The 26,698-nt window shown below is 34.5% G+C and carries 23 protein-coding genes; 11 read left to right on the forward strand and 12 right to left on the reverse strand.

The features are described 5' to 3' along the window. Nucleotides 1-3: 3 nt before the first annotated feature. The 3 genes from Q0787_RS15020 to radC form a co-directional block, all read right to left on the reverse strand. Nucleotides 4-693 carry a YjjG family noncanonical pyrimidine nucleotidase gene (locus tag Q0787_RS15020; RefSeq protein ID WP_298903650.1) on the reverse strand — a complete coding sequence of 230 codons (690 nt, stop codon included), beginning with the start codon at nt 691-693 and terminating at the stop codon, nt 4-6. After that, nucleotides 683-1,900: a polysaccharide deacetylase family protein gene (locus Q0787_RS15025; RefSeq protein ID WP_298903651.1), complete on the reverse strand. Its 1,218-nt coding sequence runs from the start codon at nt 1,898-1,900 to the stop codon at nt 683-685. Before Q0787_RS15025 ends, Q0787_RS15020 begins: the two co-directional genes overlap by 11 nt. A 98-nt stretch (nt 1,901-1,998) precedes the next feature. After that, complete coding sequence (radC, locus tag Q0787_RS15030) at nt 1,999-2,697, reverse strand: DNA repair protein RadC (RefSeq protein ID WP_298903652.1); 699 nt, start codon at nt 2,695-2,697, stop codon at nt 1,999-2,001. Nucleotides 2,698-2,767: 70 nt separating this feature from the next. On the opposite strand from radC, the gene Q0787_RS15035 reads away from it, so the two are divergent. From Q0787_RS15035 to Q0787_RS15045, 3 genes are all read left to right on the forward strand, one after another. Continuing rightward, nucleotides 2,768-3,211: a DUF1569 domain-containing protein gene (locus Q0787_RS15035; RefSeq protein WP_298903653.1), complete on the forward strand. Its 444-nt coding sequence runs from the start codon at nt 2,768-2,770 to the stop codon at nt 3,209-3,211. Between the two features lie 27 nt (nt 3,212-3,238). Next, nucleotides 3,239-3,751 (forward strand): FMN-binding negative transcriptional regulator, encoded by a 513-nt coding sequence (locus Q0787_RS15040; RefSeq protein ID WP_298903654.1) that lies wholly within the window; start codon nt 3,239-3,241, stop codon nt 3,749-3,751. Nucleotides 3,752-4,029: 278 nt separating this feature from the next. Next, nucleotides 4,030-4,461: a hypothetical protein gene (locus Q0787_RS15045; protein ID WP_298903655.1), complete on the forward strand. Its 432-nt coding sequence runs from the start codon at nt 4,030-4,032 to the stop codon at nt 4,459-4,461. A gap of 66 nt (nt 4,462-4,527) precedes the next feature. Here the strand turns inward: Q0787_RS15045 and Q0787_RS15050 are convergent, their stop codons facing one another. From Q0787_RS15050 to Q0787_RS15065, 4 genes are all read right to left on the reverse strand, one after another. Beyond that, nucleotides 4,528-5,169, reverse strand: a complete 642-nt coding sequence (locus Q0787_RS15050; protein WP_298903656.1) for a hypothetical protein — start codon at nt 5,167-5,169, stop codon at nt 4,528-4,530. A gap of 108 nt (nt 5,170-5,277) precedes the next feature. Beyond that, nucleotides 5,278-6,672 (reverse strand): hypothetical protein, encoded by a 1,395-nt coding sequence (locus Q0787_RS15055; protein ID WP_298903657.1) that lies wholly within the window; start codon nt 6,670-6,672, stop codon nt 5,278-5,280. Between the two features lie 86 nt (nt 6,673-6,758). Next, on the reverse strand, nt 6,759-8,114 hold the full coding sequence (locus Q0787_RS15060; RefSeq protein WP_298903658.1) for a Mur ligase family protein: 1,356 nt from the start codon (nt 8,112-8,114) through the stop codon (nt 6,759-6,761). 79 nt (nt 8,115-8,193) lie between these two features. Continuing rightward, entirely contained in the window at nt 8,194-9,150 is a 957-nt protein-coding gene (locus Q0787_RS15065; protein ID WP_298903659.1) for a tetratricopeptide repeat protein, read from the reverse strand. A gap of 193 nt (nt 9,151-9,343) precedes the next feature. On the opposite strand from Q0787_RS15065, the gene Q0787_RS15070 reads away from it, so the two are divergent. Further along, on the forward strand, nt 9,344-15,742 hold the full coding sequence (locus tag Q0787_RS15070; protein ID WP_298903660.1) for a carboxypeptidase-like regulatory domain-containing protein: 6,399 nt from the start codon (nt 9,344-9,346) through the stop codon (nt 15,740-15,742). A gap of 66 nt (nt 15,743-15,808) precedes the next feature. Next, the gene (locus tag Q0787_RS15075) at nt 15,809-16,180 is read left to right on the forward strand and encodes a DoxX family membrane protein (protein WP_298903661.1); all 372 of its coding nucleotides are present in this window, start codon (nt 15,809-15,811) and stop codon (nt 16,178-16,180) included. Nucleotides 16,181-16,217: 37 nt separating this feature from the next. On the opposite strand, the gene Q0787_RS15080 is transcribed toward Q0787_RS15075, so the two are convergent. The 4 genes from Q0787_RS15080 to Q0787_RS15095 all read right to left on the reverse strand — a co-directional run bounded on the left by Q0787_RS15080 (nt 16,218) and on the right by Q0787_RS15095 (nt 19,683). After that, nucleotides 16,218-16,766 (reverse strand): DUF664 domain-containing protein, encoded by a 549-nt coding sequence (locus Q0787_RS15080; protein ID WP_298903662.1) that lies wholly within the window; start codon nt 16,764-16,766, stop codon nt 16,218-16,220. A gap of 84 nt (nt 16,767-16,850) precedes the next feature. Then, nucleotides 16,851-17,375 (reverse strand): DUF4136 domain-containing protein, encoded by a 525-nt coding sequence (locus tag Q0787_RS15085; protein ID WP_298903663.1) that lies wholly within the window; start codon nt 17,373-17,375, stop codon nt 16,851-16,853. 162 nt (nt 17,376-17,537) lie between these two features. Then, on the reverse strand, nt 17,538-18,536 hold the full coding sequence (gene obgE, locus Q0787_RS15090; RefSeq protein WP_298903664.1) for a GTPase ObgE: 999 nt from the start codon (nt 18,534-18,536) through the stop codon (nt 17,538-17,540). A 37-nt stretch (nt 18,537-18,573) separates the two neighbouring features. Continuing rightward, entirely contained in the window at nt 18,574-19,683 is a 1,110-nt protein-coding gene (locus tag Q0787_RS15095; RefSeq protein WP_298903665.1) for an adenylate kinase, read from the reverse strand. A gap of 156 nt (nt 19,684-19,839) precedes the next feature. Here Q0787_RS15095 and Q0787_RS15100 point away from each other — a divergent pair, with 156 nt between their 5' ends. The 5 genes from Q0787_RS15100 (at nt 19,840) to Q0787_RS15120 (ending at nt 25,331) form a co-directional block, all read left to right on the forward strand. Further along, nucleotides 19,840-20,994 carry a 5-(carboxyamino)imidazole ribonucleotide synthase gene (locus Q0787_RS15100; protein WP_298903666.1) on the forward strand — a complete coding sequence of 385 codons (1,155 nt, stop codon included), beginning with the start codon at nt 19,840-19,842 and terminating at the stop codon, nt 20,992-20,994. Nucleotides 20,995-20,996: 2 nt separating this feature from the next. Beyond that, entirely contained in the window at nt 20,997-21,476 is a 480-nt protein-coding gene (gene purE / locus Q0787_RS15105) for a 5-(carboxyamino)imidazole ribonucleotide mutase (protein WP_298903667.1), read from the forward strand. Between the two features lie 171 nt (nt 21,477-21,647). Then, a complete protein-coding gene (locus tag Q0787_RS15110; protein WP_298903668.1) occupies nt 21,648-22,481 on the forward strand; it encodes a hypothetical protein in 834 nt (277 codons plus the stop codon). Nucleotides 22,482-22,487: 6 nt separating this feature from the next. Next, a complete protein-coding gene (locus Q0787_RS15115) occupies nt 22,488-24,521 on the forward strand; it encodes a M3 family metallopeptidase (protein ID WP_298903669.1) in 2,034 nt (677 codons plus the stop codon). A 27-nt stretch (nt 24,522-24,548) separates the two neighbouring features. Beyond that, on the forward strand, nt 24,549-25,331 hold the full coding sequence (locus Q0787_RS15120; RefSeq protein WP_298903670.1) for a hypothetical protein: 783 nt from the start codon (nt 24,549-24,551) through the stop codon (nt 25,329-25,331). 1 nt (nt 25,332) lies between these two features. On the opposite strand, the gene Q0787_RS15125 is transcribed toward Q0787_RS15120, so the two are convergent. Then, nucleotides 25,333-26,043, reverse strand: a complete 711-nt coding sequence (locus Q0787_RS15125; RefSeq protein WP_298903671.1) for a T9SS type A sorting domain-containing protein — start codon at nt 26,041-26,043, stop codon at nt 25,333-25,335. Between the two features lie 116 nt (nt 26,044-26,159). Here Q0787_RS15125 and Q0787_RS15130 point away from each other — a divergent pair, with 116 nt between their 5' ends. After that, entirely contained in the window at nt 26,160-26,663 is a 504-nt protein-coding gene (locus Q0787_RS15130) for an ArsR family transcriptional regulator (RefSeq protein ID WP_298903672.1), read from the forward strand. Nucleotides 26,664-26,698 lie beyond the last annotated feature (35 nt).

Raw genomic sequence — 26,698 nt, forward strand, 5'->3', positions numbered from 1 at the left:
ATATCACAAATACTTTTTTAAATCTTCAAGTCGTTTTACCTGTTTAATATGATCTATAGTTTTATAGTCGTGATAATTGTATAAAATTACATCTAACCCCACATCCAATGCTCCTAAAATGTCAGCTTCATAGTTATCTCCAATCATTAAACTTTCATTAGGCTTTGCATTGGCTAAGTTCAGGGCATGGTTAAAAATGATAGGGTTAGGTTTCTTAACACCTGCTCTTTCAGAGTTTGTTATGGTTTTAAAATATTTAGCAATATTGGCATTATCCATTTTTTTCTGTTGTGCCTCTTCGAAGCCATTGGTAATAATGTGCAATTGATAGTTTTCTTGCAAATGCTCCAAAATAGAGATGGCACCATCAAATAGGTGATTAAACGAAGTTAGGTATGTAATATAATCTTCAGATAATTGATTAATAACATCGTCTGTTACAGTATAATTTACCGCATCAAATGAATCTTTTAATCGTTTATATCTCAGGCTCCGTTTATCAATTTTTTCTTCCCTATAAAGTTTCCAATAACTGAGGTTAATGGGCTCATAAGCCGTTAAAAATTCTCTTGCATTAATATCTAATTTATGTATTTCAAAGATCTTTTTAAATGTTAATGCCGAATTCTTATCAAAATCCCAAAGCGTATGATCTAAGTCAAAAAATATATGTTTTACCCCTTCAATTTTCATGTCGTGATTTTAAAATTTGAGTAAATAATTGTCTAAATCCTTTCCACCTCACATCGCTTCCAAAACAATAATTATGAAACACTGGTGTAAATGTTCCATTCACTCCTTTAACGGTATCAATAAGTCGCTGCAATTCTTGAGCTTTATCTAATTGCGATTGGTATTTAAGCAAGGCGTGGTCTAAACAATGAAATGAATGAATTAGCAAAGGTGTTCGCATTTCATAATCGAGATCATAAAACAAAAACGGTGTACAGGTGCCAGCTCTAAAACCTAAATGATTGAGATAACCCATGGTGAAATCATTCTTTATCTCTAACTCTATAAGGTTGCGGTACGAGTTAGGCAAATTGATTTTAGAAAACGAATTTCGGGTGGCATCTAACTCATAGTTTGTAACAAACTCCATTTTCTTCTTTTCTTTTTTCAGAATGGCAATACTATCTAATGAAAAATAAGAAGCCTTAAGTCCAACCTTACAATAATCTGTAATAGATTTGATAAGCGACACAAATTTCTTTTTATTAATATTTATGTTCTTATCGAAAGTAGAATAATCTCCAATTAGAAAAAAAACAATAAACTTAAAATCGCACTGTTTTTGTTTATTTATAATCCACTTAAAAGTATCATACGGATCTCGTTGAAAGCCAAACAGTACTAAAAATCGTTGATAAAATCGTCTTAACTTGAATCTAAATAAATCATTAATTGTACCTCCAACTGTACGCATTAATCCTTTCTGTTTAAAGTAGTACGCCATAGGTACGTCTATAACAGGTTGTATGTTATAAGTACGCTCTGGAAATTTGAAGTCTTCGAATTTCTGTTCTAATATTGCTTTGAACTTATAGGCCCAAATATCTACTACTGGTTGATGCAAAAAATCTTCCTTATACGCTATACTTTCTGTGGCCGTAAATCGACCAAATTCATCTTTAACATGCGGAAGGTATTCCTCATAACGACTTAACAAATAAAACGACGCTGCAAAAATATCAAACGGTAAAGCACTCTTTTCACCTGTTGAAAAAAAGCATTTGGTATCGTCCCAATCTTGAACATTAATATCTATATCTGACAAACCTTGTTCAAATAACAACTCGTGATTTCTTATAAAAATCTCATGGCTCAATGGCTGTCTTGTATAAGACATTTTTAAACTATCGTGCGCTATAAACTCCTCAATGGTTGTTGTAAATGACACAGGTATACCTAGAACCCTTGTACAAAGGTGTTTAAAAGCAAAACGGAGTCGAGGTGTAATTTTATGAGTATAAACGAGTAGCAATAGTCTCTTTAGTTTTAAAGCAGGTTTTCATCTGCGAAACTAAAATATGCTTTTTCTGTGATAATTAAGTGATCTAAGACCTTAATATCTAAACTTTGAGCGGCTAGCTTCAATTTTTGAGTGAGATTTTTATCGGCTATGCTCGGTTTTAAATTACCAGAAGGGTGATTATGCGTTAGTATTAAACCAACAGCACCAGACTCTAAGGCTGTTTTCATTACTAAACGTACGTCGACCAAGGTTCCTGTTATGCCGCCTTTGCTCAATTGCTGTTTTTGAATCACTTTATTAGCATTATTGAGATAAATTATCCAAAATTCTTCATGAGGCAATTCTCCAATTATCGGTTGCATCAATTCAAAGACCGAGTGACTAGAAGTGATTTTATTTTGCAACAAGGCTTCACCTCCTCTCCTACGTCTCCCTAATTCTAAGGCTGCAACAACTGAAATAGCTTTAGCCTCACCAATACCTTTAAAGGCCATTAATTGTTTTAATGTTAATTTTCCGAGGGCGTTTAGGTTATAATCAACACTACTCAAGATTCGCTTACACAAATCAACAGCGCTTTCTTCTCTATTTCCAGAACCAATAAGTATGGCAATCAATTCGGCATCGCTTAAGGCTGGTAACCCCTTATCTCTAAGTTTTTCTCGTGGTTGATCATCCTGTGACCAATTTTTTATTGAAAATGAACCATATTTTTGAGTCATCTTATAAAGATATATTGTAACTTTCTAGAGTATAAATATAATGCATTATATAGAAAAAATACTACACTTTATGAAATCTATATTCAATACTGAGGCACATCAGGAAATTATGGACAGACTCGAACAGCTCAATGAGAATTCTCAAGCCAATTGGGGTAAAATGAATGTTGCACAAATGACATGGCATTGTCAAGGTCCTTTTAATATTATGCTTGAAAAAAACAACTATGGAATGAAACCCAGTTGGTTTGCCAAGATGTTTTTTAAAAAATCACTTTACAACGACAAGCCATGGCGGAAAGGATTACCTACGGCCAAGTTTTTAAAACCTACAGAGGACAAAAATTTTGCTAATGAAAAAGCTAAACTTGCAGAGCTCATCGATGAAACTCATGCGCAACGTGTTAAAAGCGAATGGAATCCACATCCTGCCTTTGGTTACTTCACAGCTGAGCAATGGGGACAAATGCAATACAAACATTTAGATCATCACTTTAGACAGTTTGGTGTATAACTTGAACAAACCTAAAACATTTGAAAATTGAATTATCCTCCTAAATATCATCAAGATAATGACCAAAATCACTTGATTGAGGTTATAAAAACCTATCCTCTTGCGACTGTAATTTCTGTTGAAAACAACCAACCTTTAATTACACATTTACCCCTAATATTTAAAAACGGAAAGCTGGTTGGTCACATTGACGTCTATAATCCACAGGCTAATTTGTTAAAAAACGGTAATGAGGTAACGCTCTTATTTTCTGGGCCAGAATGTTATATCTCACCTAGTGTCTATGGAACAACTCAATTACCTACATGGAATTACATAAAAGTTCATCTCAAAGGACATGTTGACGCTATTGAAAGTAAAGAGGCTTTAAAACAATCATTAATTTCAATGACAGAATTTTTAGAGGCGCCAGATTATAAGTATGTGTTAGAACCAGATAACCCGAGACTAGATCGTAATCTTGATTACATCAAAATGTTTGAGATTAGCATTACGCATTGGGAAGGAAAATTTAAGCTGTCGCAAGATAAAAAAACCTAGTGATACCACTTATGCTCGTGAGGAGCTTATAAGAGCAAACCAAGAGAGTATTAAACAGTTTTTAGACAACGTATTTTAAACGCCTAGACCCAAAACAAATCTGCCCAAATGGGTCAATACACAAACCTCAAATTGTTTTAGAAAATAGGCTTTAGCAGGATTAAAACCACCATCTCGGTTTCTAGTTGAAATGTTAATTTCACATCAGATAAATTTGCTATATCATAAAAATGTCCGAATTTCGTTTTATATTTAAAACAAAAGCAAACTCAAGAACAATGAAAAAGATTTTATTACTAATGCTATTTGTGTGTAGCATTACTTACTCATGCCTTCCAGATGATAGTGACTCTGGTGCAGAACCAGATGGACCAACGATTTCAAATATTAAATTTGAAGTAACAACAACAAGAAATACTGAGGGTATTATCACGACAACTATTAATAATGATACAGAAACCGAAGAGGTAGAAAATTTACCATATAGTCGCACCTATGCTCAAGTGGAGTTAGAAAGCGGTATCTATTTTAAATTAACATTTCTAGAAAACGGAACGTACAGTGCCTCTTCTGGAGGTGGTACTAGTTGGACAGACTATACAGCTGTGCTAACTATTTCTATTGATAATGTTGTGGTTAGAACAGAAATATTTAATATCAATGAAGACAATGCTTCAACCGTAAGAGAAATTGATCTTACTGTAAATTAAAAGCTATATATCAATAAAAAAAAGCCACGACTTAAATCGTGGCTTTTTTTTTTCTACTAAGCTATACTACTCTGCAATAGAATAGCTATCTAAACGTCTTATAACTGATGGTATATCACTACTTACAAAAGATGATGTGTCATAGATTAAACCGAAACCATCTGCATAATAAAAATAATCTACCGCTGGAGAGTTATTGCCATCTGGTAATATGGCATAACGTTGAGAATTAACGCAAGTAAATGTTCCCGCTTCAACATCTAAAGTGCTTTCCCCTTCAGCTAGTTGCTCTACGATATTTCCCCAATTGTTTTCGCTCAAAACCCTAACTGAAAAATCATTATTCGTGAACTTTACATCGCCCACACTCGTTACTAAATTGCCATTGGTTTCTCTTAAATACTCAAAATGTTCTCCGTTTGCATTACAAAAGGTAATGCCTTCTTCATTTCCTGTTGTTAGTCTTCTAAACTTGAAATATGTGTTTCCTGAAATATCTTCGGTAGCAACAATACTAACAGAATCAATAACTCCTGTATCATCATAAACTTCGGTTTGAGGGTTATACCTGTAATTCTTATAAACCCATGAATTGCCAACCGTTAAAGCATAAAAATTGTCCTCTTGAATTTCAGGAGTGGTTGTAGCATCGTTCGAACAAGAAAAAAGGCATGCGGTAAAGCATATGCAGAAAAGAATACGTTTCATAATAATTAATGGTTTTGGTTAATAATTAGTAAACGTAAAAGTGTAGTATAGAATGAGTTGGTTTGGTTGTTGTAAGAATAACGCTATAAAATTTAGTTTATTACAATCCTATAAATTATTTCTTTTATAAGTATCAATCGTATTTATTGGGTACTTATATCTAAGCTCTTCCCGTTCATCAATATAAGCCTCGCTGCTTTTAAATTCATCAAATACAGTTTGCTCTTTTTCTCGTAAATCGTGAGCTGCCCTAAATTGAGCAGACAGCGCTGTAATATACTCTTGATATGTCGTTTCTTCTGAAATGATATAATTAACAACAGTCTCTTTGGAAATATAATTTTTAAATTTTCTAATCAACATAGCGTGAGGAACTACAAGACTATCTATTACAATCTCATTTCCAACGTGGACATTCAAACTATCTTTAAATGACCTATTATTCAGAAACGGCTCAGGAATTGGTGGATAAGATGAAGCATCTCCTGGTCTAAATTGAAGCACATGATTTGTTATAAAATTTCTAAAACTCTGCTGATTGTAATTTCTTGTATAGGGGTTCTCATTATAAACAACATAGCCCACCATATAATACCCCGAAGCGTATAAGTTTGCCTCTATTTGTTTAACATAATTGAGTTTTATGGTCTTGTCTATAGACAGTCTAATCTCTAAATAGTCTCGTAATTCTTCCCTAAACCATAAACTTTTTCTTGCAATTTCACTAGGGATTTTGTGCATTTCGATGGTATTACCTTCTTCATTTTTTATAACGATTTTTCCATCATTATTCTTTATCACCTTAAAATCAATTTGAGGATATCTCCATTGCGTATCACGATAATAAAATGACGTTGGCAGATCTACAACAGGATTAGCTTCTAAGGCTATTTGATCTATGGCTTTATAATTAGTCAAATTAACTCTACTCAACCCTAATGAAAGTAGACAAAGTACTATGGCGTGTACTAACATAAATTTCCACTTTCTTCTTTTCAAAACCTTATTTAAGGTTTTCCATGATTCGAGGTATAAAGCAATAATTAAAATCCCAGCTATTATATATCTAGAATCTGACCAAATGGGATATTCTACACAGCATATTGCAAATGCTCCAAACATGAACCCCAATTTTGCAAACCAATGTGCAAAATTAAAGCCTAAGAAGATTTGTTCGTTTACAATTCGTTTTCGTTTAAAACCTCGCCTCGACATCAATTTTTGAGGTCGACTAAATATAAAACTTAGAGCTATTGAATTACCCAAAATAAGCGATAAGCCGGCAAAGAATAAATTATAAAAATTCCTGTCTGTTTCATTTAGAATATTTGGGTAGAGATCGTAGCTAAAAGATATCACTCTAGACACTTCACGTATGATATAAGAAAAACTATAGATGACAACGCCAGAGGCAAGTCCGATAAATATAGCAACCAATAATCTACGCTTAGACATTTGTCTAAGATTAATATGATCATCATAAAATCGTCGGTTGAATTTCATAAATCGTGCTTATAATTATAAGTACAATCCTGAATCAAAACGTTACAATAATTAATACGCTAATACATTGAATCTTGATCGAGATTTTAAACAATAAGTCCTTTCACCTCGTCAAAATCTAGGCCTCCGTAATTTCCAGAACTCATGAGCAATAATGCTTTATCATCAAAATCTTGAGAAAAGAGATACGACTTAAAATCGTCTGGATTGGTATAAATAATGAGATCATCTCGCTGAAAAGCATTAGCTATTTGGTCGTGTGTGACCTCATCTAATTGCTTGATTTCTACAGCATGCGGAGAATAAAACACAACAGCAATATCGGCGGCATCTAAAGCACCTTTATACTCTTTTAAAAACTCGGCATTCAAACTGCTGTAAGTATGTAGCTCTAGGCATGCCACTAAAGTTCTATTTTGATATTGCTCTTTTACAGCATTTGTTGTGGCTTCAACTTTACTTGGCGAGTGGGCAAAATCCTTGTAAGCAACGCTTTTAGAACTTTCAGCAATTTTCTCCAGTCGCTTACTGGCGCCTTTAAATGTTGAAATAGCCTCATAAAAATCATCTTCATCAATGCCCATATGCTGACAAATCCATTTGGCACCTGCCAAATTATTGAGGTTATGCTTTCCAAAGACTTCAATAGGTAAATCACCTTCTGGCGTAGCAAGCAATGTTTGCCCATTTTCAACACGATACTCAGGCGTATGATAAGCCAGTTTTCTTATGGTATTTTCGCTAGCCTCAACAACATGTTTTACTGCTTCATCTTCTTCGTTATAGTTGATGCTGCCACCTTCAACAATCGAATCTACAAAAATTGAAAACTGTTCTACATAATTATCATACGTTGGGAACACATTGATATGGTCCCACGCAATCCCACTCAATAAGGCAATATTGGGTTTGTATAAATGGAATTTAGGTCGTCTATCTATTGGAGAGCTCAAGTACTCGTCACCTTCTAGCACTATAAAATCATTGTCTTCGGTTAATTTTACCATGACATCAAAACCTTCAAGTTGCGCTCCAACCATGTAATCGACATCTCTATCATGATAATGCATAACATGTAAAATCATGGAAGTAATCGTTGTCTTCCCATGACTCCCTCCAATCACAACACGTGTTTTGTTTTTAGATTGCTCAAACAAAAATTCAGGGTAACTGTATATTTTCAAATTGAGCTCTTGCGCTTTTAATAATTCTGGGTTATCAGCCTTAGCATGCATTCCTAAAACAATAGCGTCTAAATGAGATGTGATTTTTTCTGGAAACCAACCAAAAGATTCTGGTAGCAATCCCTTAGCATCTAATCTTGATTTTGAAGGTTCAAAAATAGTATCATCACTTCCCGATACCTGATATCCTTTATTGTGCAGAGCCAAAGCCAAGTTGTGCATTGCACTACCTCCAATAGCTATAAAATGTACGTTCATTTACTGAATTTTAGACCTTCAAATATACTAATTGAAGCGTTAAAATGAACGAACTATCTCAGAAGATTTTATACAGAAATTATAGCTTTTGAATCTTTTGCTTTTCCTTTTTAAAAACTTTGATCTTTGGCAAACTCAACATGGCTTTATCAATCCATTTTAGTGCTTCTTTCTTTTGACCTTTGTTCTTGTAGATTTGGGCCAATCGATAGTAAGCCCATGCCTTTGGCACACCATCTTTTGCCGAATAATTTTCAATATAAGTTAGCAGGCAGTTTCTTCCTTTATCGAGTTGAATATTATATTCTGCACAGACTTTTCCAATTTGATAATGCATGGCATTACGTTGATGTTTTTTACCAGAAGATTCTAAATTAGCAATAGCTTTTTCAGGCTGGTTCTCTTTTTCATAGAGTTTGGTAAGTTTATCATAGCAGGTTAGAGAACCTCCTACATTAATAGCCAATTTATAATATTTCTCGGCTAATTCTGGCTCATCATCATACTCATATATATAACCTTTAGCTAAATACCCGTCTACCTTAGACAAGGCTTCTAATTCTTTCGCATATTTTAGAGATTTGCTCTTACTTCCACCAATTATACCAGGTAATTGCATATAAAGTTCAACCAGCGCCCAGCGTGTATCAATATGTTTTGGATCTAACTCTGCCGCTTTTAAAAAAGCTGATTTAACATCTCCAATAATCCCTAATGCCTTTATTTTACTTACACTCAGGGCCTTCATTCCTAATGCTCCTCCATATTTATAATGAAAGTTTGCATTGCTAGACTCGAGCTTTGTTAATTTTTTATAGTGTGTAGCTGCTTCGTCCCATTTTTTCTGATGACCATAAGCATCTCCTAATAACTCAAGCCCTTCTTTGTCATTTTGATGTGCTTTTACATACGTTGAAAGTAACTGCTCTGCTTTTTCAAATTTTTTGGCATCAAGAAGTGTCCTAGCATTATTTAATGTTGATGCTTGGCCAAAACTTAATATTGGAACTAACAGAAAAATATATAAATATTTCATACGTCTCTTTAAACAAAATGCATACCAATAATTTATAATTTTAGAAATGGTATTGTTTTTGATTTTCAAGTTGTAAATATAATGCGTTTACGGCTAAAATTCATAACTTCACTCAACCAAACGAGGTAATACCTAATTTGTTGTTTTACAGTAAGTTTTTAAACTTTAGTTTGCACAGAAACAATTGAAACAAATGAAACCATTTATAAGCCTATTAATGATACTCCTTTTTGCCAATTTCTCAAATGCTCAATCTCCTGAAGACTATAATAAGCTCTGGAAAGAAGTTAGCGATTTCGAAAGAAAGGGGTTACCAAAATCAGCTCTAAAAGTTGTCGAATCAATCGAAAAGAAAGCAAAAGCAAGTCATAATACACCTCAAGAAATTAAGACTTTACTTTTCAGAAGTAAATATGCACTAATTCTTGAAGAAGACGCGCAATTTAATATTATCAACGAGTTTAAAACTGTTATTTCAAAAAGTGAAGCTCCAACTAAAAATGTGCTACAAAATATGCTGGCTACACTGTACTGGCAATATTTTAATCAAAATAGGTGGAAATTTTATAATCGAACAAAAACAAGCGAGAAAGTTGATGAAACCGACTTTAGAACTTGGGACCTTCAAACCCTATTTGATGATATCCATTCTAATTATCAGCAGTCTTTACAAAACGGATTGATACTTCAACAAACGCCTTTAAAAGATTACGAAGCTATTTTGGTGAGTGAACCAGATTCTAAATTATATAGACCTACACTTTTTGATCTTTTAGCTCATAACGCCCTTGCATTTTATAAAACAGACGAAACCAATATTGCAAAACCTGCATATAAATTTGAAATTGACAACCCAGAGTTACTAAGTCCTTATAAATCATTTATTACCTTAAAATTAGATGCTAAGGATTCGACATCTCTCCAGTTAAACGCACTAAAAATTTATCAAGATTTATTGAAATTCCATAGGTCTGATGCCTCCCCAAAGGCTTTGGTTGATGTTGATGTAGAACGTTTGTTTTTTACGTATCAAAATGCCACTTTCGATGATAAACAAGACATACTATTAAAGGTTTTAAAAGACGAGAGTGCGCATTGGCATAAGGTTAAATCCGATGTAGCCGCATTATATGATTTTGAAATTGCTAAAATTTATGTTGAACAAGGTCATCAGTATGATCCAAAAAAAGAGGATAACAATTTTCGTTGGAAATTTAAACAAGCATTAGAATTGTGTGAATCTGCTATTAAAGGTTTCCCAGGCAGTAAAGGAGCTCAAAAATGTGAAGTGCTTAAAAACCAAATTTTAGCGCAGTCTTTGCAAATAACAACTGAAAACTTTGTACCTATTGAGACCCACTCATTGGCCTTAATTCGTTATAAAAACATAGCCGATATCGATTTCAAGATTGGAGTTATTAGTGATCCTGAAGATATAAAGATTATTTATAGTCATCGTAAAGACATGCAGTTTGATATTCTTAATAGAATGCACGCAATCCATAGTTGGACGGCAAAACTCAAAGACGAAAATGATTACCAAACACATAGTACAGAAATAGCTGTACCAAAACTTAAAAACGGTCGTTATTTTATTTTTGGTAAAGTCCAAAATAGTAACAATACATATGCTTTTAAAGAAATACAGGCGACTAACATAGCTTATATCCAAAAAGAGCAAAAAGAAGTTACTACCTATCAGGTCATTAATAGAGCAAATGGAAACCCTATAGCTAATGCCAAAATCACTTACTCCTATATTAAGGATTATCAAGGTGATCATAAAACCAATACGTATACGACCGACGCTAAAGGAGAATTTCATATCAAAAGAAAAGTTTACAGGAGAAATAGTATTAAACTCAAAATTGAATCTCAGGATGATATAGCATACTTTGAAAACCTGTATGTAAATCGCTATTACAATAATAGGCCATCTAAAAATCAAGCCTATAAGGGGTTTCTATTTACTGATCGAAGTATCTATAGGCCAGGTCAAACCCTCTATTTTAAAGGCATAACCATGGTAACTAGAGATAACAAATCTATGGTTACCAAGGATCAAGCTGTTAACGTAACCTTATACAACACTAATGGAGAGGAAGTCAAAAAACTAGAACTAACAACAAATGATTTTGGTTCGGTATCAGGAGAATTTATTCTTCCCAACACAGGACTAACAGGTCATTTTTCGTTGCGCCTTACAGGCGGAAATAACTTAAACGTTTATCATTCTTTTTCTGTTGAAGAATATAAGCGTCCAAAATTTGAAGCGACTTTCAAACCTGTTTCTAAAACTTACAAAATAAATGATACCATTAGCGTTAACGGAAACGCACTTGCCTACGCAGGAAGTAATATAACCGATGCTAAAGTAGTATATCGTGTTCATCGAAAGGTACGTTATCCAAACTGGTACTATTGGTACAGGCCTTATTTTAATAGTGAACCTCAAGAAATCACTCACGGAGAAACCACGACAGATGCTTCTGGAAACTTTGAGATTAAATTTAAAGCCATTCCAGATGAAAGTGTAGATAAGGCATCACAGCCTATTTTTAATTATGAAGTCATTGCCGACATCACAGATATTAATGGTGAAACAAGAAGCACTACAACTACTGTAAAGGTAGGTTATCATGGGCTTGTGGCTTCCGTTACTGTAACGGATCGTTTGGATAAAAACGATAAAAAGAACCAAATAAATATCGATACTAGAAATTTAAATGGTGAATTTGCACCTGCCACAGGGTCTGTTAAGATATATAAACTTAAAGCTCCAAATTCTGTTTTAAGAACACGACCATGGCCTGCGCCAGATTATGTTCAGTTTACAAAAGAAGAATTTAAAACCTTATTTCCTAATGAAGCCTTTTCTAACGAGCATAATGTTTTGTTTTGGGAAAAGGGTGAAATGGTTTACTCTAAAGCGTTTGACACGGAAAAATCGAAAGCCTTAGAATTAGGCCGCATTAAACGCTGGAAATCTGGCAAATACCTTGTCATTCTAGAAAGTAAAGATCGTTTTGGGCAAAACATAAAAGATGAAGCCCGATTTTCACTGTATAGTGATAATGATAAACATCTTGCCGACCATCAACTTTTTAGTGTAAGTACTAATAAAAGTTCGTATAAAATCAATGACACTGTCGAGCTTACTTTAGGGTCTTCTGCCAATATTTATGTTACTGTTGATATTGAAAAAGATCATGAAATTATTGATACACAAATCATTCATTTAAATAATGATAAGAAAACCATAAACATTCCTGTAACTCGTAATGACTTAGGAGGTTTTGCTATTCATTATACCTATGCGTTTCAAAATACGCATGCTCAAAGTACCTTAACTATTTCTGTGCCTTACCCAAAAACAGATCTAGATATCGAAACGTTAACATTTAGAGATAAACTACAACCAGGAGTTGATGAAACATGGCGTTTTAAAATTAAAGGACCGAAGGGAGATAAAGTCGCGGCAGAGTTATTAGCTAGCATGTATGATATGTCTTTAGATCAGTTTAAAGCACATCAATGGCATTTTAATCCAATAAGTAATAGGACTTATTATTCTTCATTTAGACCAAATTATGGCCGAAGTTTTAGCGTTCAGCAGTTTAGAGTTGAAAACCTAAAAAGAGACATTGGTAGTTATCACGTTCAAAATTATGATAGATTGAATTTTTTCGGACTCTATTTTAGTCATTACTACTATGGCAGACAACAATACCTAAAACGCCTTAAACATTCAATTCCGTCGACTTATACGAGCAAAACAATTAAGAGTCAGAAAAAAGGAATCATCAAAGGTATCGTATATGATAATGACGGGGTTCCTTTACTTGCAGCAAATATTTTGATAAAAGGTACCTCAACAGGAACTACTACAGATTTCGACGGTAACTTCTCGCTTAAAGCTAAAAAAGGTGATGTATTAGTTATTACATACATAGGTTATAAATCGTTAAACATAAAAATTTCAGAAGACAATTACTTCACCATTACACTTTATGAAGACGGAGACCTATTAGATGAAGTTGTAGTTGTTGCCGAACAAGTTTCTCAACCTAGAGCAGAATCAGGAATACTAAACCTTATTAGTATGGATGATGAGGCCGACAAGGATAGTTTCGGATTTGAGACTAATGGAAAGTTTAAAAATTCTGGAAACAAAAACTTTAGAGATGGTGATTCACGATCTACAGAAGCCTATAAAAAAGAACAAGAAAAGAAGGATGAACAAAATTTTGACGATGTTAAAATTAGAAAGAACCTTCAAGAAACGGCTTTTTTCTTTCCACAATTGCAAACCGATAAAGATGGCAATGTTAGTTTTAGTTTTACGACACCTGAGTCTTTGACCAAATGGAAATTGCAATTATTAGCGCATACTAAAACATTAGACCATGGCACTATGTCTCTAGAAACAGTGACACAAAAAGAACTCATGGTGTTACCCAATATACCGCGTTTTTTACGTGAAGGAGATCAAATTACAGTGAGTACCAAAATTGCAAATCTTACAGATAAAGAATTAAAAGGTGTTGCTGTATTGCAGTTATTTGACGCACTAACAGGAAAATCTGTTGACAGTGAATTATCTAATGCCTATAATGAATTAAGTTTTACGGTTTCAGCGGAAGGAAACACTAGTGTATCATGGAATCTTGATATTCCTTTTGATATTGATGCAGTACAATACAAAATTATTGCAAAAGCAGGCGATTTTAGTGATGGCGAACAAAATGCATTGCCTGTATTAAGTAATCGTATGCTTGTTACAGAAACCTTACCAATGTGGATTAAAAGTAACGAAACAAGAACCTTCACTCTTGATAAACTTAAAAATGTATCGTCGTCTACGCTTAGACATCAAAAGTTAACTTTCGAAATGACTTCGAATCCTGCTTGGTATGCTGTACAAGCCTTGCCATACCTTATGGAGTATCCTTATGAATGTAATGAGCAAACCTTTAGTCGATACTATGCTAATGCTTTAGCAAGTCATATTGCTCATAGTAATCCAAGAATTCAAGAGGTATTCAATCAATGGCGAAATACGGATGCTTTATTAAGTAATCTTGAAAAAAATCAGGAGTTAAAATCTATTTTAATTCAGGAAACGCCTTGGTTACGTGATGCGCAAAGCGAAACCGAACAGAAAAAACGCATTGCCCTTTTGTTTGATTTGAACAAAATGAACAACGAGCTGGCTATGGCTAAGAATAAATTAAAAAATGGTCAAATGGCAAATGGAGCTTGGCCTTGGTTTAACGGAGGACGTCCAAGTCGTTACATTACACAACATATTATAACAGGGTTTGGACATCTCAACAAATTAGGAGTGACCACTAGCGAAGAATCATCAATGATAACTAAGGCTCTTAATTACTTAGACGCCGAATTTGTTCAAGAATACAAGGATCTTAAAAAGTATAATCCTGATGTCGATTTGTCTAAAGACCATCTCAGCTATACACAGCTACATTATTTATATATGCGTAGTTTTTATCCTGAGATTGACGTCACAAAAGAAGTACAGACTATAATAGACTACTACCAAACGCAAATACAAAAGTATTGGTTAAGTCGTTCGCTCTATGCCAAAGGCCTAATGGCACTTGTAACACATCGAATGGATGACAAAAGCACAGCCGAAAGCATCTTAAAATCACTTCGTGAAACGAGTATCACGTCTGAAGAATTGGGCATGTACTGGAAAGCGAATACAAGTTCTTGGTATTGGTATCAAGCACCTATTGAAACGCAAGCCTTACTTATTGAAGCTTTTTCTGATATTGAAAATGATACCGCCACAATCGATAATTTAAAAATATGGTTATTAAAAAATAAACAAACGAATCGTTGGCAAACTACAAAGGCTACAACAGATGCTATTTATGCTTTATTATTGCAAGGCAGTGATTGGTTGAGTGTTACAGATATGGTTGATATTGTTTTAGGCGGACAAGCCATAGAGCCTTCAAAATTGGAGGACGTCAAAGTAGAAGCTGGAACTGGATATTTTAAAACCTCATGGTCTGCTAATGAAATTACACCAGAAATGGCCACTGTTAAACTTACCAAAAAAGGAGATGGTATTGCCTGGGGAGGTTTGTATTGGCAATATTTTGAAGATTTGGATAAAATCACATCTGCCGAAACACCTTTAAAATTGAAGAAAAAACTTTTCAAAAAAGTGAATACAGACACAGGCGAAGAAATTACTGAAATTACAAAGGAGACCGAGTTAAAGGTTGGTGATTTGGTAAGAGTTCGTATAGAACTACGTAGTGATCGTGCGATGGAATTTGTTCATATGAAAGATATGCGTGCGGCTGGATTAGAGCCTATAAATGTGTTGTCACATTATAAATATCAAGATGGATTGGGCTACTATGAAAGCACAAAAGATGCTGCTACCAACTTCTTTTTTGATTATTTACCAAAAGGCGTTTATGTTTTTGAATACGATCTAAGAGTCAACAATGCTGGTCATATGAGTAATGGCATTACCACGATTCAAAGTATGTATGCGCCAGAATTTAGTAGTCATAGTGAAGGCCTAAGAATCTCTGTAGAAAATGATTAACTGTTAGTAAATAAGGTCATTTTCGACAAATTCACTATATTGATATACTAACTAATATTAAATATTATGAATTCAAAGGTGTTTTTGGTCTTGAGAATTTTACTCGGACTGTTCGTTTTAGTTTTTGGACTAAACAAGTTTATTGGGTTTATTCCAGACTTCCCACTAGAAGGTGATGCATTAGCTTATTTTGGTGCATTAACCAACTCTAAAACAATGACGTTAGTTGCGATTGTAGAAATTGTAGCTGGATTAGCATTAATTACTAATAAGTTTGGAGCTTTACTCGCCATCATTTTAATGAGTGTATCGGTAAACGCAGTGTTGTTTCATGCAACGCTAGATCCTGCAAACAGCGCTGGCGCTATTGCGTTGTTGGTACTAAACATTGCTGTGCTTATAGGCTATAAAGATAAATACAAAGCATTATTAAATTAAGTAAAAAAAAGAGAGGCTTTAAAAAGCCTCTCTTTTTTTAGATGCGTTTTACAATAAGTGCTAGTTGCCCCATATGATTGGCCTGATGTTCCATAACATGAAACCAAGCCCAATGATTGGTCATAGTCCCATTTTTTTTCTTAAACCACTTATCGTCTTTTGTTTTTAGTAATGCTTTGGTTTTGGCTCTTACTTTATCATAGATTTCTAAATAGTAGGATATTGGCTTTCCTTTAAATTCCTGTCTAGCTGTATCACCTAGATTTAAAGCTGTATTCCATTGTTTGCGTTCCTCAGCATTAAATCCTCGTCCTTCAAAAGTATACACCTGATAATAGGCTTCGGTGGCTGCTAAATGATAAATAATGGCTCCTGGACTATTAGCTTGATCATCTAAAAGAAAATCGGTGCCTTTTTGATCTAAGCCTCGAACATTTCTTTCGACACGGGCTTTTAAGTTATCTAACATAGATACCATCTGCCCAACATCATTAGAATATCCTTTAGGGATTTTAATTTCAGAACGTTGCGCAAATAATGTGACAGAAGAAAGGAATAGGGCAAATACTAGTGATACTGTTTTCATGGTTATTGTTTTAATTTCTATTAAAAATAAAACAATTCGCAACTCATAGCGATATCATTAACAGCTCCTTAACGCTCTTACTAGTTATTTTGATTCTGGAGGAAATCCTTGAAGTACTTTATCTACTAGAGCAGTAAATAGCGCTTCGCGTTTGTCTGGCGTGGCATTTGGTTTATAGTTCGACTCCGAAACAGCCTGCCAAAAGAGTCCATTTTTACGTTCGTCTACAAAATCAAATATAATTTCTCTTCCTAATTGACTTTGACCGATTGGCAACCCAATAGAAATTCCGCCACCAACATTGCGGCCAGTACCTCCAACGCCTACTCCAACATTATTATTACGTTGTTGTTGAAACTCGGCACTTTTAATATCGATAAAAAAATCTGGTGTTTCCGACAAACTATAACCCTTACTTTGCAAGGCTTGATTTAAAGCATTAATAAGACGCTTATCGTCTAATTCGTTCATACCTGTATTAAGGTTGGTATAATAATTATATGTTTTATAAGCGGAAAAGTCGGTTGTTTTCTCGTAGTCGTAATTAACTCGGATTGGCGCACAAGACGTAAGTAAAGCCAATATGAAGATGATATATATATTTTTCATTGCTTTTTTATTTTAAAGATAATCAAAAAAGTACTATGTCATTACAACTTTAACTTAACCCTATGCGTTAAGGATGGAATCATTGTTGGAGCTCCTCTTAGAGAGCGACTGATGAGAGCCTGACGCTTTGTTGTAAATACGACAAAGGGTAACGCCCAAAAGTTAATCGTTAAGAATTTTCCAGAGTTTATCTTTTAGTTGCATAATACCTTGTTGCGCTACAGAAGAGATAAACATATACTCAATGGGAAGGCTTTTATCCAACTCACTTTTAAGTTCTGCTTTAAGTTCGTCATCCAACATGTCACTTTTTGAAATGGCAATCATGCGTTCTTTATCTAACATTTCTGGGTTATAACGCTTAAGTTCATCTAGCAAAATATCGTATTGTTTACGAATATCGTCGGCATCGGCCGGAATAAGGAATAACAATATCGAATTACGCTCAATATGTCGTAAAAAATAATGACCAAGTCCTTTACCTTCGGCAGCGCCTTCAATTATTCCAGGAATGTCGGCCATCACAAACGTTTGATAGTCACGATATTCTACAATACCCAAATTTGGTTTTAAGGTTGTAAATTCATAATCTGCTATTTTAGGTTTAGCAGCGGTAATCACTGACAACAAGGTTGATTTTCCAGCATTAGGAAAACCTACTAATCCAACATCGGCTAAGATTTTTAGTTCGATGGTAATATCTCGTTCTTGAAGCTCTTCACCAGGTTGTGCATAACGCGGTGTTTGGTTTCGAGAATTTTTAAAATGCCAGTTTCCTAGTCCGCCACGACCACCTTGAACCACAATTTGTTCTTCATGGTCTTCGGTAATTTCGAACAAGACTTCATCTGTCTCGGTATCTTTAATAACGGTTCCGAGCGGTACATCTAAGTAGACATCCTCACCATCGGCACCTGTACTCCTACTCTTACTTCCGTGTCCTCCATGACCTGCTCTCGCATGACGTTTAAATTTTAAATGCAATAAGGTCCAAAGATTAGAGTTTCCTCTAATAATTACATGACCACCACGACCACCATCGCCACCATCTGGGCCACCTTTTTCTATAAATTTCTCGCGATGTAAATGCGCAGATCCTTGTCCGCCTTTTCCAGAAGAAACATGCATTTTAACGTAGTCAACGAAATTGCCTTCAGTCATAGTATTGTATTAAGTAAAATCGTTTACCGATTAAAAATTAAAGCGTATTAATAACGACTTTTAAACGTTCTGTTATGTCGCTAATGCTACCAACACCATCAACACCATAATATTTATTTTGAGTTGCGTAATACTCTTTTAGAATGGCCGTTTTATTGTAGTATTCGGTAATGCGGTTTCTAATGATAGACTCATCTGCGTCGTCTTTTCGTCCACTTGTTTTTCCGCGTTCTAAAAGACGTTCAACCAATACTTCGTCATCCACTTCTAAGGCGATCATTGCATTAATTTGAGAATCCTTATTCTCCATAAGGTTATCCAGAGCTTTGGCCTGTGCATTTGTTCTTGGGAAACCGTCAAATATGAATCCATTAGCACCTGCATTTTTTTCAACTTCAGCGCTAAGCATATCAATAGTAACTTGATCTGGAACCAATTCTCCCTTATCCATATAAGATTTAGCCAACATGCCTAAAGCTGTTTCATTTTTTATATTGTATCTAAACACATCACCTGTTGAGATATGTACAAGATTATAGGTTTCTTTTAAAAAATTAGCTTGTGTTCCTTTTCCTGCGCCTGGAGGTCCAAATAGCACTAAGTTAGTCATGTGTTGTGTTGTTTTTAATTGATATATTTCTGGTAAGTCTCGTCCTAATCCGTTATAGTCTAAACCATAACCGACAATAAATTTATTTGGAATCTCTTTACCAATATAATGCAGTTTATAATCTTTTTTGTAGGCTTCTGGTTTATAAAAAAGTGTTGCTATTTTAAGCTCATCAACACCCTCATTTTCAAAAATGCGATGTACTTCTTCGAGGGTGTTACCAGAGTCGATAATATCTTCTAGTATGATTACTTTTCTTCCAGACAAATCCTGTGTTAAACCAATAAGGCGGTGAATATCCTCGGTCGATTTTAAACCTTCATAAGATGCTAGCTTTATAAATGTGACTTCGCAAGGTTTAGGGTACTTTTTTACAAAGTCGCTCACAAACATAAACGAGCCATTTAAAATTCCAACAAATACTGGTACTTCGTCCTGTAAATCAATTGCAATTTCGTCGACCATACGTTGTACAATATCATCAACTTCTTGCTCAGAAATAAAGGGTTTAAAGTATAAATCGTGTAGTTTAATCACTGGATTTTGATTTTAAAAAAGCAAAGATAATCAATAGATTGGCGATTACCGATTTTTGAATTCTATTTTTGTTAATCCTTTCTATTTTATAATGTATTTTTGTGAAAGAAAAGCAATAGGTTTAACTTTTAGATTTTCTTAGTACAGGAAATACATATGAATTATTTTTCTTCAAATTTCAAACTCGGTATTCTCGGTGGAGGGCAATTAGGTAAAATGATGTTGTATAGCACCAGAACCTTTGACATTACAACGCATGTAATGGATGCTAGCAATGAAGCTCCTTGTAAGCTAGCGTGCAATCAATTTACTTTGGGTGATTTAATGGACTACGATGCTGTTTATAACTTCGGAAAACAAGTAGATGTGTTAACTTTTGAAATTGAGAATGTTAATGTTGACGCCTTAGAATCCTTAGAAAAAGAAGGTGTTCTCGTTTATCCATCATCTCAAACCTTAAGAACCATTCAAAACAAAGCAACTCAGAAGTTGTTTTACAGAGATCATGATATTCCAACATCAGATTTTACAAGGTTCGCCTATCTTTCTGAAATTAAGGACGCTATTGAAAATGGCGGATTAAAACTTCCATTTGTTTGGAAAGCGGCTCAGTTTGGATATGATGGTAATGGCGTTAAAATTGTAAAGCAATTATCGGATTTGGAAGGTTTACCAAAAGGCGAATGTATTGCAGAAGATTTAATTCCGTTTAAAAATGAATTGGCAGTGATTGTAGCAAGAAATAGTTCTGGAGCAATCAAAACCTATCCTGTTGTAGAAATGGAATTTCATCCAGAAGCTAATCAGGTAGAATATGTCATTTGTCCGGCTAGAATTGACGATGCCGTTGCAAGAAAAGCTCAGGATATAGCCCTTAAAGTTTCGGAAGCCTTTAATCATGTTGGATTGTTGGCTGTTGAAATGTTTCAAACTAAATCTGATGCTATTCTCGTAAATGAAGTAGCGCCTAGACCTCACAACTCGGGGCATCAAACAATAGAAGCCAGTTACACCTCACAATTTGAGCAACACATACGAGCCATTTTGAATCTTCCATTAGGAAATACCGAAAGTAAAGTTGGAGGTATTATGGTTAATTTGGTAGGAGCCGAAGGTCATACAGGACCTGTGATCTATGAAAATATAGCAGATATTATGCAACTTGATGGTGTCACACCACATATTTACGGAAAAAAACAAACCAGACCTTTTCGTAAAATGGGACATGTTACCATTGTGAATGAAGATATTGGTGAAGCAAGACGTATTGCTGAAACCGTTAAAAAAACGATTAAAGTTATAAGTAAATAATTATGGGAAAAGTAGCAGTAGTTATGGGAAGTAAAAGTGATCTTCCTGTTATGCAAGATGCCATAGACATCTTAAAAGAATTTCATATCGATGTTGAAGTAGATATCGTATCTGCGCATCGTACGCCTGAGAAATTATTTGATTTTAGCAAGCATGCACATACTAAAGGTATTCAAGTTATTATTGCTGGAGCTGGTGGTGCAGCACATTTACCAGGAATGGTTGCATCGTTATCACCTTTACCTGTAATTGGTGTTCCTGTAAAAAGCAGTAATTCTATCGATGGATGGGATTCTGTATTATCTATACTTCAAATGCCTGGAGGTGTTCCAGTGGCAACTGTTGCCTTAAATGGCGCAAAAAATGCAGGTATCTTAGCCGCACAAATTATTGGAGCTGGAAATGAAAAGGTCCTTAAAACTATAATTGATTATAAAGAAAGTTTGAAGTCCAAAGTTATTGAGTCTTCCAAAAACTTATAGGATAAAACAAAAAAAACCTCGCTGTTACACGAGGTTTTAGAGCTATTAATCAATTCTTACTAAACCTTACAAAAAATAAGTTTTAATAATACTGCAAAAGTAATAATTAATTTGATAAATCGCTCTTAACTAATCGTTAATGATATAATAAAATATTAGACACCCAATTTCATGAAAAAAACAGCATTACTTATACTATTATCTTTCATACTAAGCTGTAGTAGCAATGAGAATCCTGATATTTATTCTGGCGAAATTTCTGCCTTACAAACAGAGGAAGACCTTAAGGCTTATTGGCAAAAACTTCATGATCTTGATCAAATTACCTACTTAAAAGAAACTAAAGGACACCTACAAGGTGATTCTATTTCAATAAGTAATATGATTAGAACGGCACTCATGTTTGAAATTCATGGACCTGAAGTTTACACACCAGACAACGTTGTACCAATTTTGAACTTTGCCCATAATTATTATGGCAAATCAAATATCGCCTTTTGGCCAATTATTCAGGCCTGTAAAAAAACTGGAGGCGTTATCGAATCATTTGGAGGCAAGTTTCCTGCATATCCACTAGAAGCTTTAAGTCTGACTTTTTATGATTTTTCGCTGTTCCAACAAGATGAACGCTATGATGGACTATTAGCGAAACTAAATAACAAAACCTATGATAAAGTAAGTACTACGCTTTTTGAACTTCAAGGTGAACAACGACGATTATCTCAATTAGAAGTTAAAGACGTCATTGGCAAATGGCATATAGAACGTATGAAAAACATTGAAGAAAAAGGATTCTTTGAAATTGTTAAAATGTCGGATAACACACTATACATAAAACGAAAACATCGCTTACAAAGGTTAGTTTCTGTAAAAACAAGCGACAATACTGAACATTACAAGATTGAAGATGAACCTTTTGGTTGGACCTATATACTCAACAATGGAAATTTGAGTTTAGTAGGTGACCAAGGTAGTACGCTAATTGATTACAACATATATAAATAAAATAAGATGAGTATTCTAAATTCTAAATTCGACACACCATACCATACAGCACCCTTTTCACAAATAAAGAATGAAGACTATTATCCTGCATTTTTAAAGGCTATTGAAAAAGCACGTGAAGAAATACATACCATAACGTCAAATTTGGAAGCGCCATCGTTTGAAAATACGATTGAAGCCTTAGATTTTTCAGGTGAGGAATTAGATAGGTTATCGAGTATCTTTTTTAATTTAAATAGCGCAGAGACTAATGAAGATATTCAAAAGATTGCTCAGAAGGTTTCTCCTCTCTTATCCGAATTTAGTAATGACATCACACTTAATGAAGATTTATTTAAACGCGTTAAAGCCATTTATGACACTAAAGGGTCATTAGATTTAAATACAGAACAACAAACCTTGCTCGATAAGAAATATAAAAGTTTTTCTAGAAATGGTGCTAATCTTTCCGAAGCTAAAAAAACAAGGCTTCGAGATATTGACAAACAGTTAAGTAAGCTAAAACTTAAGTTTGGTGAGAACGTTTTAGCCGAAACCAACACATTTGAAATGCATCTTACAGATGAAAGTCAAGTAGCTGGGTTGCCCGAAGGCGCAAAAGAAGCGGCACAACAACTGGCAGAATCTAAAGGAAAAAAAGGATGGGTAATTACACTCGATTATCCTAGCTATATTCCATTTATGACTTATGCTGATAACCGAGAGCTGCGTCAAAAACTAGCTATTGCTGCCGGAGCAAAAGCCTTTAAAGGTGACGACTTAGACAATCAGGAGAATGTTCTTCAAATTGCAAAATTACGTCATGAACGTGCCAACCTTTTAGGTTATGAAACCCATGCTCATTTCGTATTGGAAGAGCGTATGGCAAAAACTCCAGAAACGGTTGAGACCTTCTTAAACGAACTTTTGAGTAAAGCAAAACCAGCTGCAATTCGCGAATTCAATAACCTAGAGGCATTTGCTAAAGAAATGGATGGCATTGATACCCTTCAAAAATGGGATGGCTCATATTATTCGGAAAAACTAAAACAAAAACTCTTTAGTCTTGATGATGAGCAACTTAAACCCTATTTCAAACTTGAAAACGTTATAGATGGTGCTTTTACTATTGCAGAACGGCTGTACGACCTAAAGTTTGAGAAAATTGATACAATTGATAGGTACCATGAAGATGTATTAACCTATAAAGTCACAGATACAAAAGGAAATTTAGTATCTATTTTTTATGCCGATTTTTTCCCGAGGGCAGGAAAACGTAATGGTGCTTGGATGACAGTATATAAGCCTCAGTATATTAAAAATGAGACCAATGACAGACCGCATATCTCGATTGTATGCAATTTTACCAAACCTACTAAAAGCAAGCCTTCGTTACTAACATTTAATGAAGTGACGACCTTATTCCATGAGTTTGGTCATGCCTTACATGGTATTTTGGCAAATACGACGTATCCAAGTTTATCTGGTACAAGCGTGTATTGGGATTTTGTAGAATTACCTAGTCAAGTTTTAGAAAACTGGTGCTATGAAAAAGAGGCGTTAGAATTGTTTGCTACCCATTATGAAACAGGTGAAGTTATTCCTATGGAATTAATCGAAAAGATTAAGGCTTCTGCAACATTTCATGAAGGTATGCAAACATTGAGACAAATTAGTTTTGGACTATTAGATATGTCTTGGCATGGTCAGGACCCATCGCAAATCACCTCTGTAAAAAAGCATGAAACTAATGCTTTTGAGAACACGAAATTATATCCTGATGTTTCTGAAAATTGCATGAGCACTTCATTTTCTCATATCTTTCAAGGTGGATATAGTTCTGGCTATTATAGCTATAAATGGGCTGAAGTTTTAGATGCAGATGCCTTCGAATATTTCTTAGAAGAAGGTGTGTTTAATAAGGATGTAGCTAAAAAATTTAAGGATAATGTTCTTTCGCAAGGTGGCATTGAAGATCCTATGGTACTATACAAACGTTTTAGAGGAAAAGCACCTAAACCCGATGCTTTACTAAAACGTGCTGGTTTAGTTGAAAAATAATAGGTTGGAATTTACGTTAGGTTTTATATGAAACTATTGAGAGCCATAGGGCATCTTATTATCATTATATTCCTTACGGCTTTAACCCAAGTTGGCGGTTTAATTTGGCTTCTGGTCCTGCTGTTAGCATCCAAGTTTAAATTAAAAAAACGCTATCTATTTCCTATTGTGTACTTGGTTTTTAATCTGTTACTTGTTCCGCCAGTAGCCAAGTACTTTGGCAGAGAACAATTACCAGTATTTGATAAAGATCTTAAACCAAGACATTATTTATATCCGCTACTATTTAGAAATTATGTTGTTCCTGAAATGAAAACCCTTCTGGAGCAATCTGCAGAGCATTTAAAATATCAATCTATTGGGATTACTTATTTAGACGCCAATTTTCCATTTTTGGATGGATTTCCGCTTCTTCCGCATTTAAGTCATAGCGACGGAAAAAAAATAGACCTCTCATTTCAGTATGTGAATTCAAAACATCAACCTACAGACAAAAAGCCTTCGCTTTCTGGTTATGGCGTATTTGCTTTGTCGGAGCAAAATTTCACGAGCAACTCATGTATTGAAAATGGCTACTGGCAATACGATTATAGTAAGTATTTGACGTTTGGTACCATTAACGATTTAAATTTTGATAGTAAGAACACAAAACTTCTTATCCAAGAGCTGCTAAAATATCCAAGTACCCAAAAATTATTTATCGAACCACATTTAAAGCAATCCTTAGGATTAGGCCATATGGATAAGATTAGATTTCATGGTTGCCAAGCAGTGCGACATGATGATCATATTCATTTACAGATAAGATAGGTCAATGTTTGAGTAATTTTACTGTCCTGGTTGTTTGCCCTAACGTAAGTTTTACAATATAAATCCCAGCTCTTTTTAAGCCTAAATCATAAGTCACAGTGCCTGTAATTGTGAGTATATCATTCTGAATTAATTTACCAAGAATATCATATACCTTAATAGAATAAGCACCGCTTTTTACGAATTTCAAACTACCATTAAGTACTATTACATCCTCACCTATCAAAAAATCATTTACAGTTAAAGTGGCCGCGTTAAATCCATAATCCGATCCTTTTAAATCGGCCGACTGTCTCGATAAATCGTCTGTTGTAATTAAAAAGTACCAATCATATACTTGTATTCCGTTAGGAACGCTAACTAAGTTTTGAGACACCGCTTCTATATATTGCCTCGTTTTTGGGTTAAAAGTTGCGACATAATACCCCAAAGTATTATCATAAGTTAGAGGAATCATTTGTCCAAGATTGGCTAAAGTAAATTCGCCATCGTTATAGTCCCAAGTAACAGGATCAGCATCGGTTTGTAAACCCGTGTAGAGATATAAATTAGGATTACTAAAAGGGTCAAAAATGGAATAATCGCCAAATTCGCCATACTTAAATGTGAATGTACCTGAATTGATATTACTTGGGTTTGGTTGCAACTCTATTTGAGAAAACCCAAGTGTGGTAAATAAACAGCAGAGTATAAAAAGTAATGGTTTTGTCATAGCAAAGATTTTAGTATGCTTAAATGTAATAAAAAAAATAATTCAAAAATAAACTTTCAATAATTATTGAAAGTTTAAAATATTTTATATATTTGTCATGTAAAACAATTCGAACAATGAATTACGAAGAAGCTAAAATGAAGTTTGTAAGTACCTGGGGAAGTTTAGGTTCTCTTTGGGGCATCAACAAAGCTATGGCTCAAATTCAGGCCTTATTGTTTGTATCAACCAAGCCATTATCGATGGAAGACATCATGGAAGATCTTAAAATTTCACGAGGAAACACAAGCATGAATTTGCGTCAATTAATGGATTGGGGCATTGTAACGAAGGAGATTATTCCTGGTGAGCGCAAGGAATATTTCACAACAGAAAAGGATGTTCAAGAATTGGCGCGCATCATAGCAAAAGAGCGCAGTCGTAGAGAGATTCAGCCAGTAATTAGAGTACTAAAGGACGTCTCTTCTATTAAAGATGATGGCACAGCGAAAACGAAAGAACTTATAAAACAAACTAAAGCCTTGCATGATTTAACCGAAACAGCAGATGATATGATTAATAGATTAGTTAATCAAAAACAAAATTGGATCACCAAGTCTTTACTTAAACTCATTAAATAAAAAAATTTGAACCATACTTTCAATTTTTTCTGAAA

The organism is uncultured Psychroserpens sp., from assembly GCF_947492715.1.
In the GTDB taxonomy this organism is placed as follows: domain Bacteria; phylum Bacteroidota; class Bacteroidia; order Flavobacteriales; family Flavobacteriaceae; genus Psychroserpens.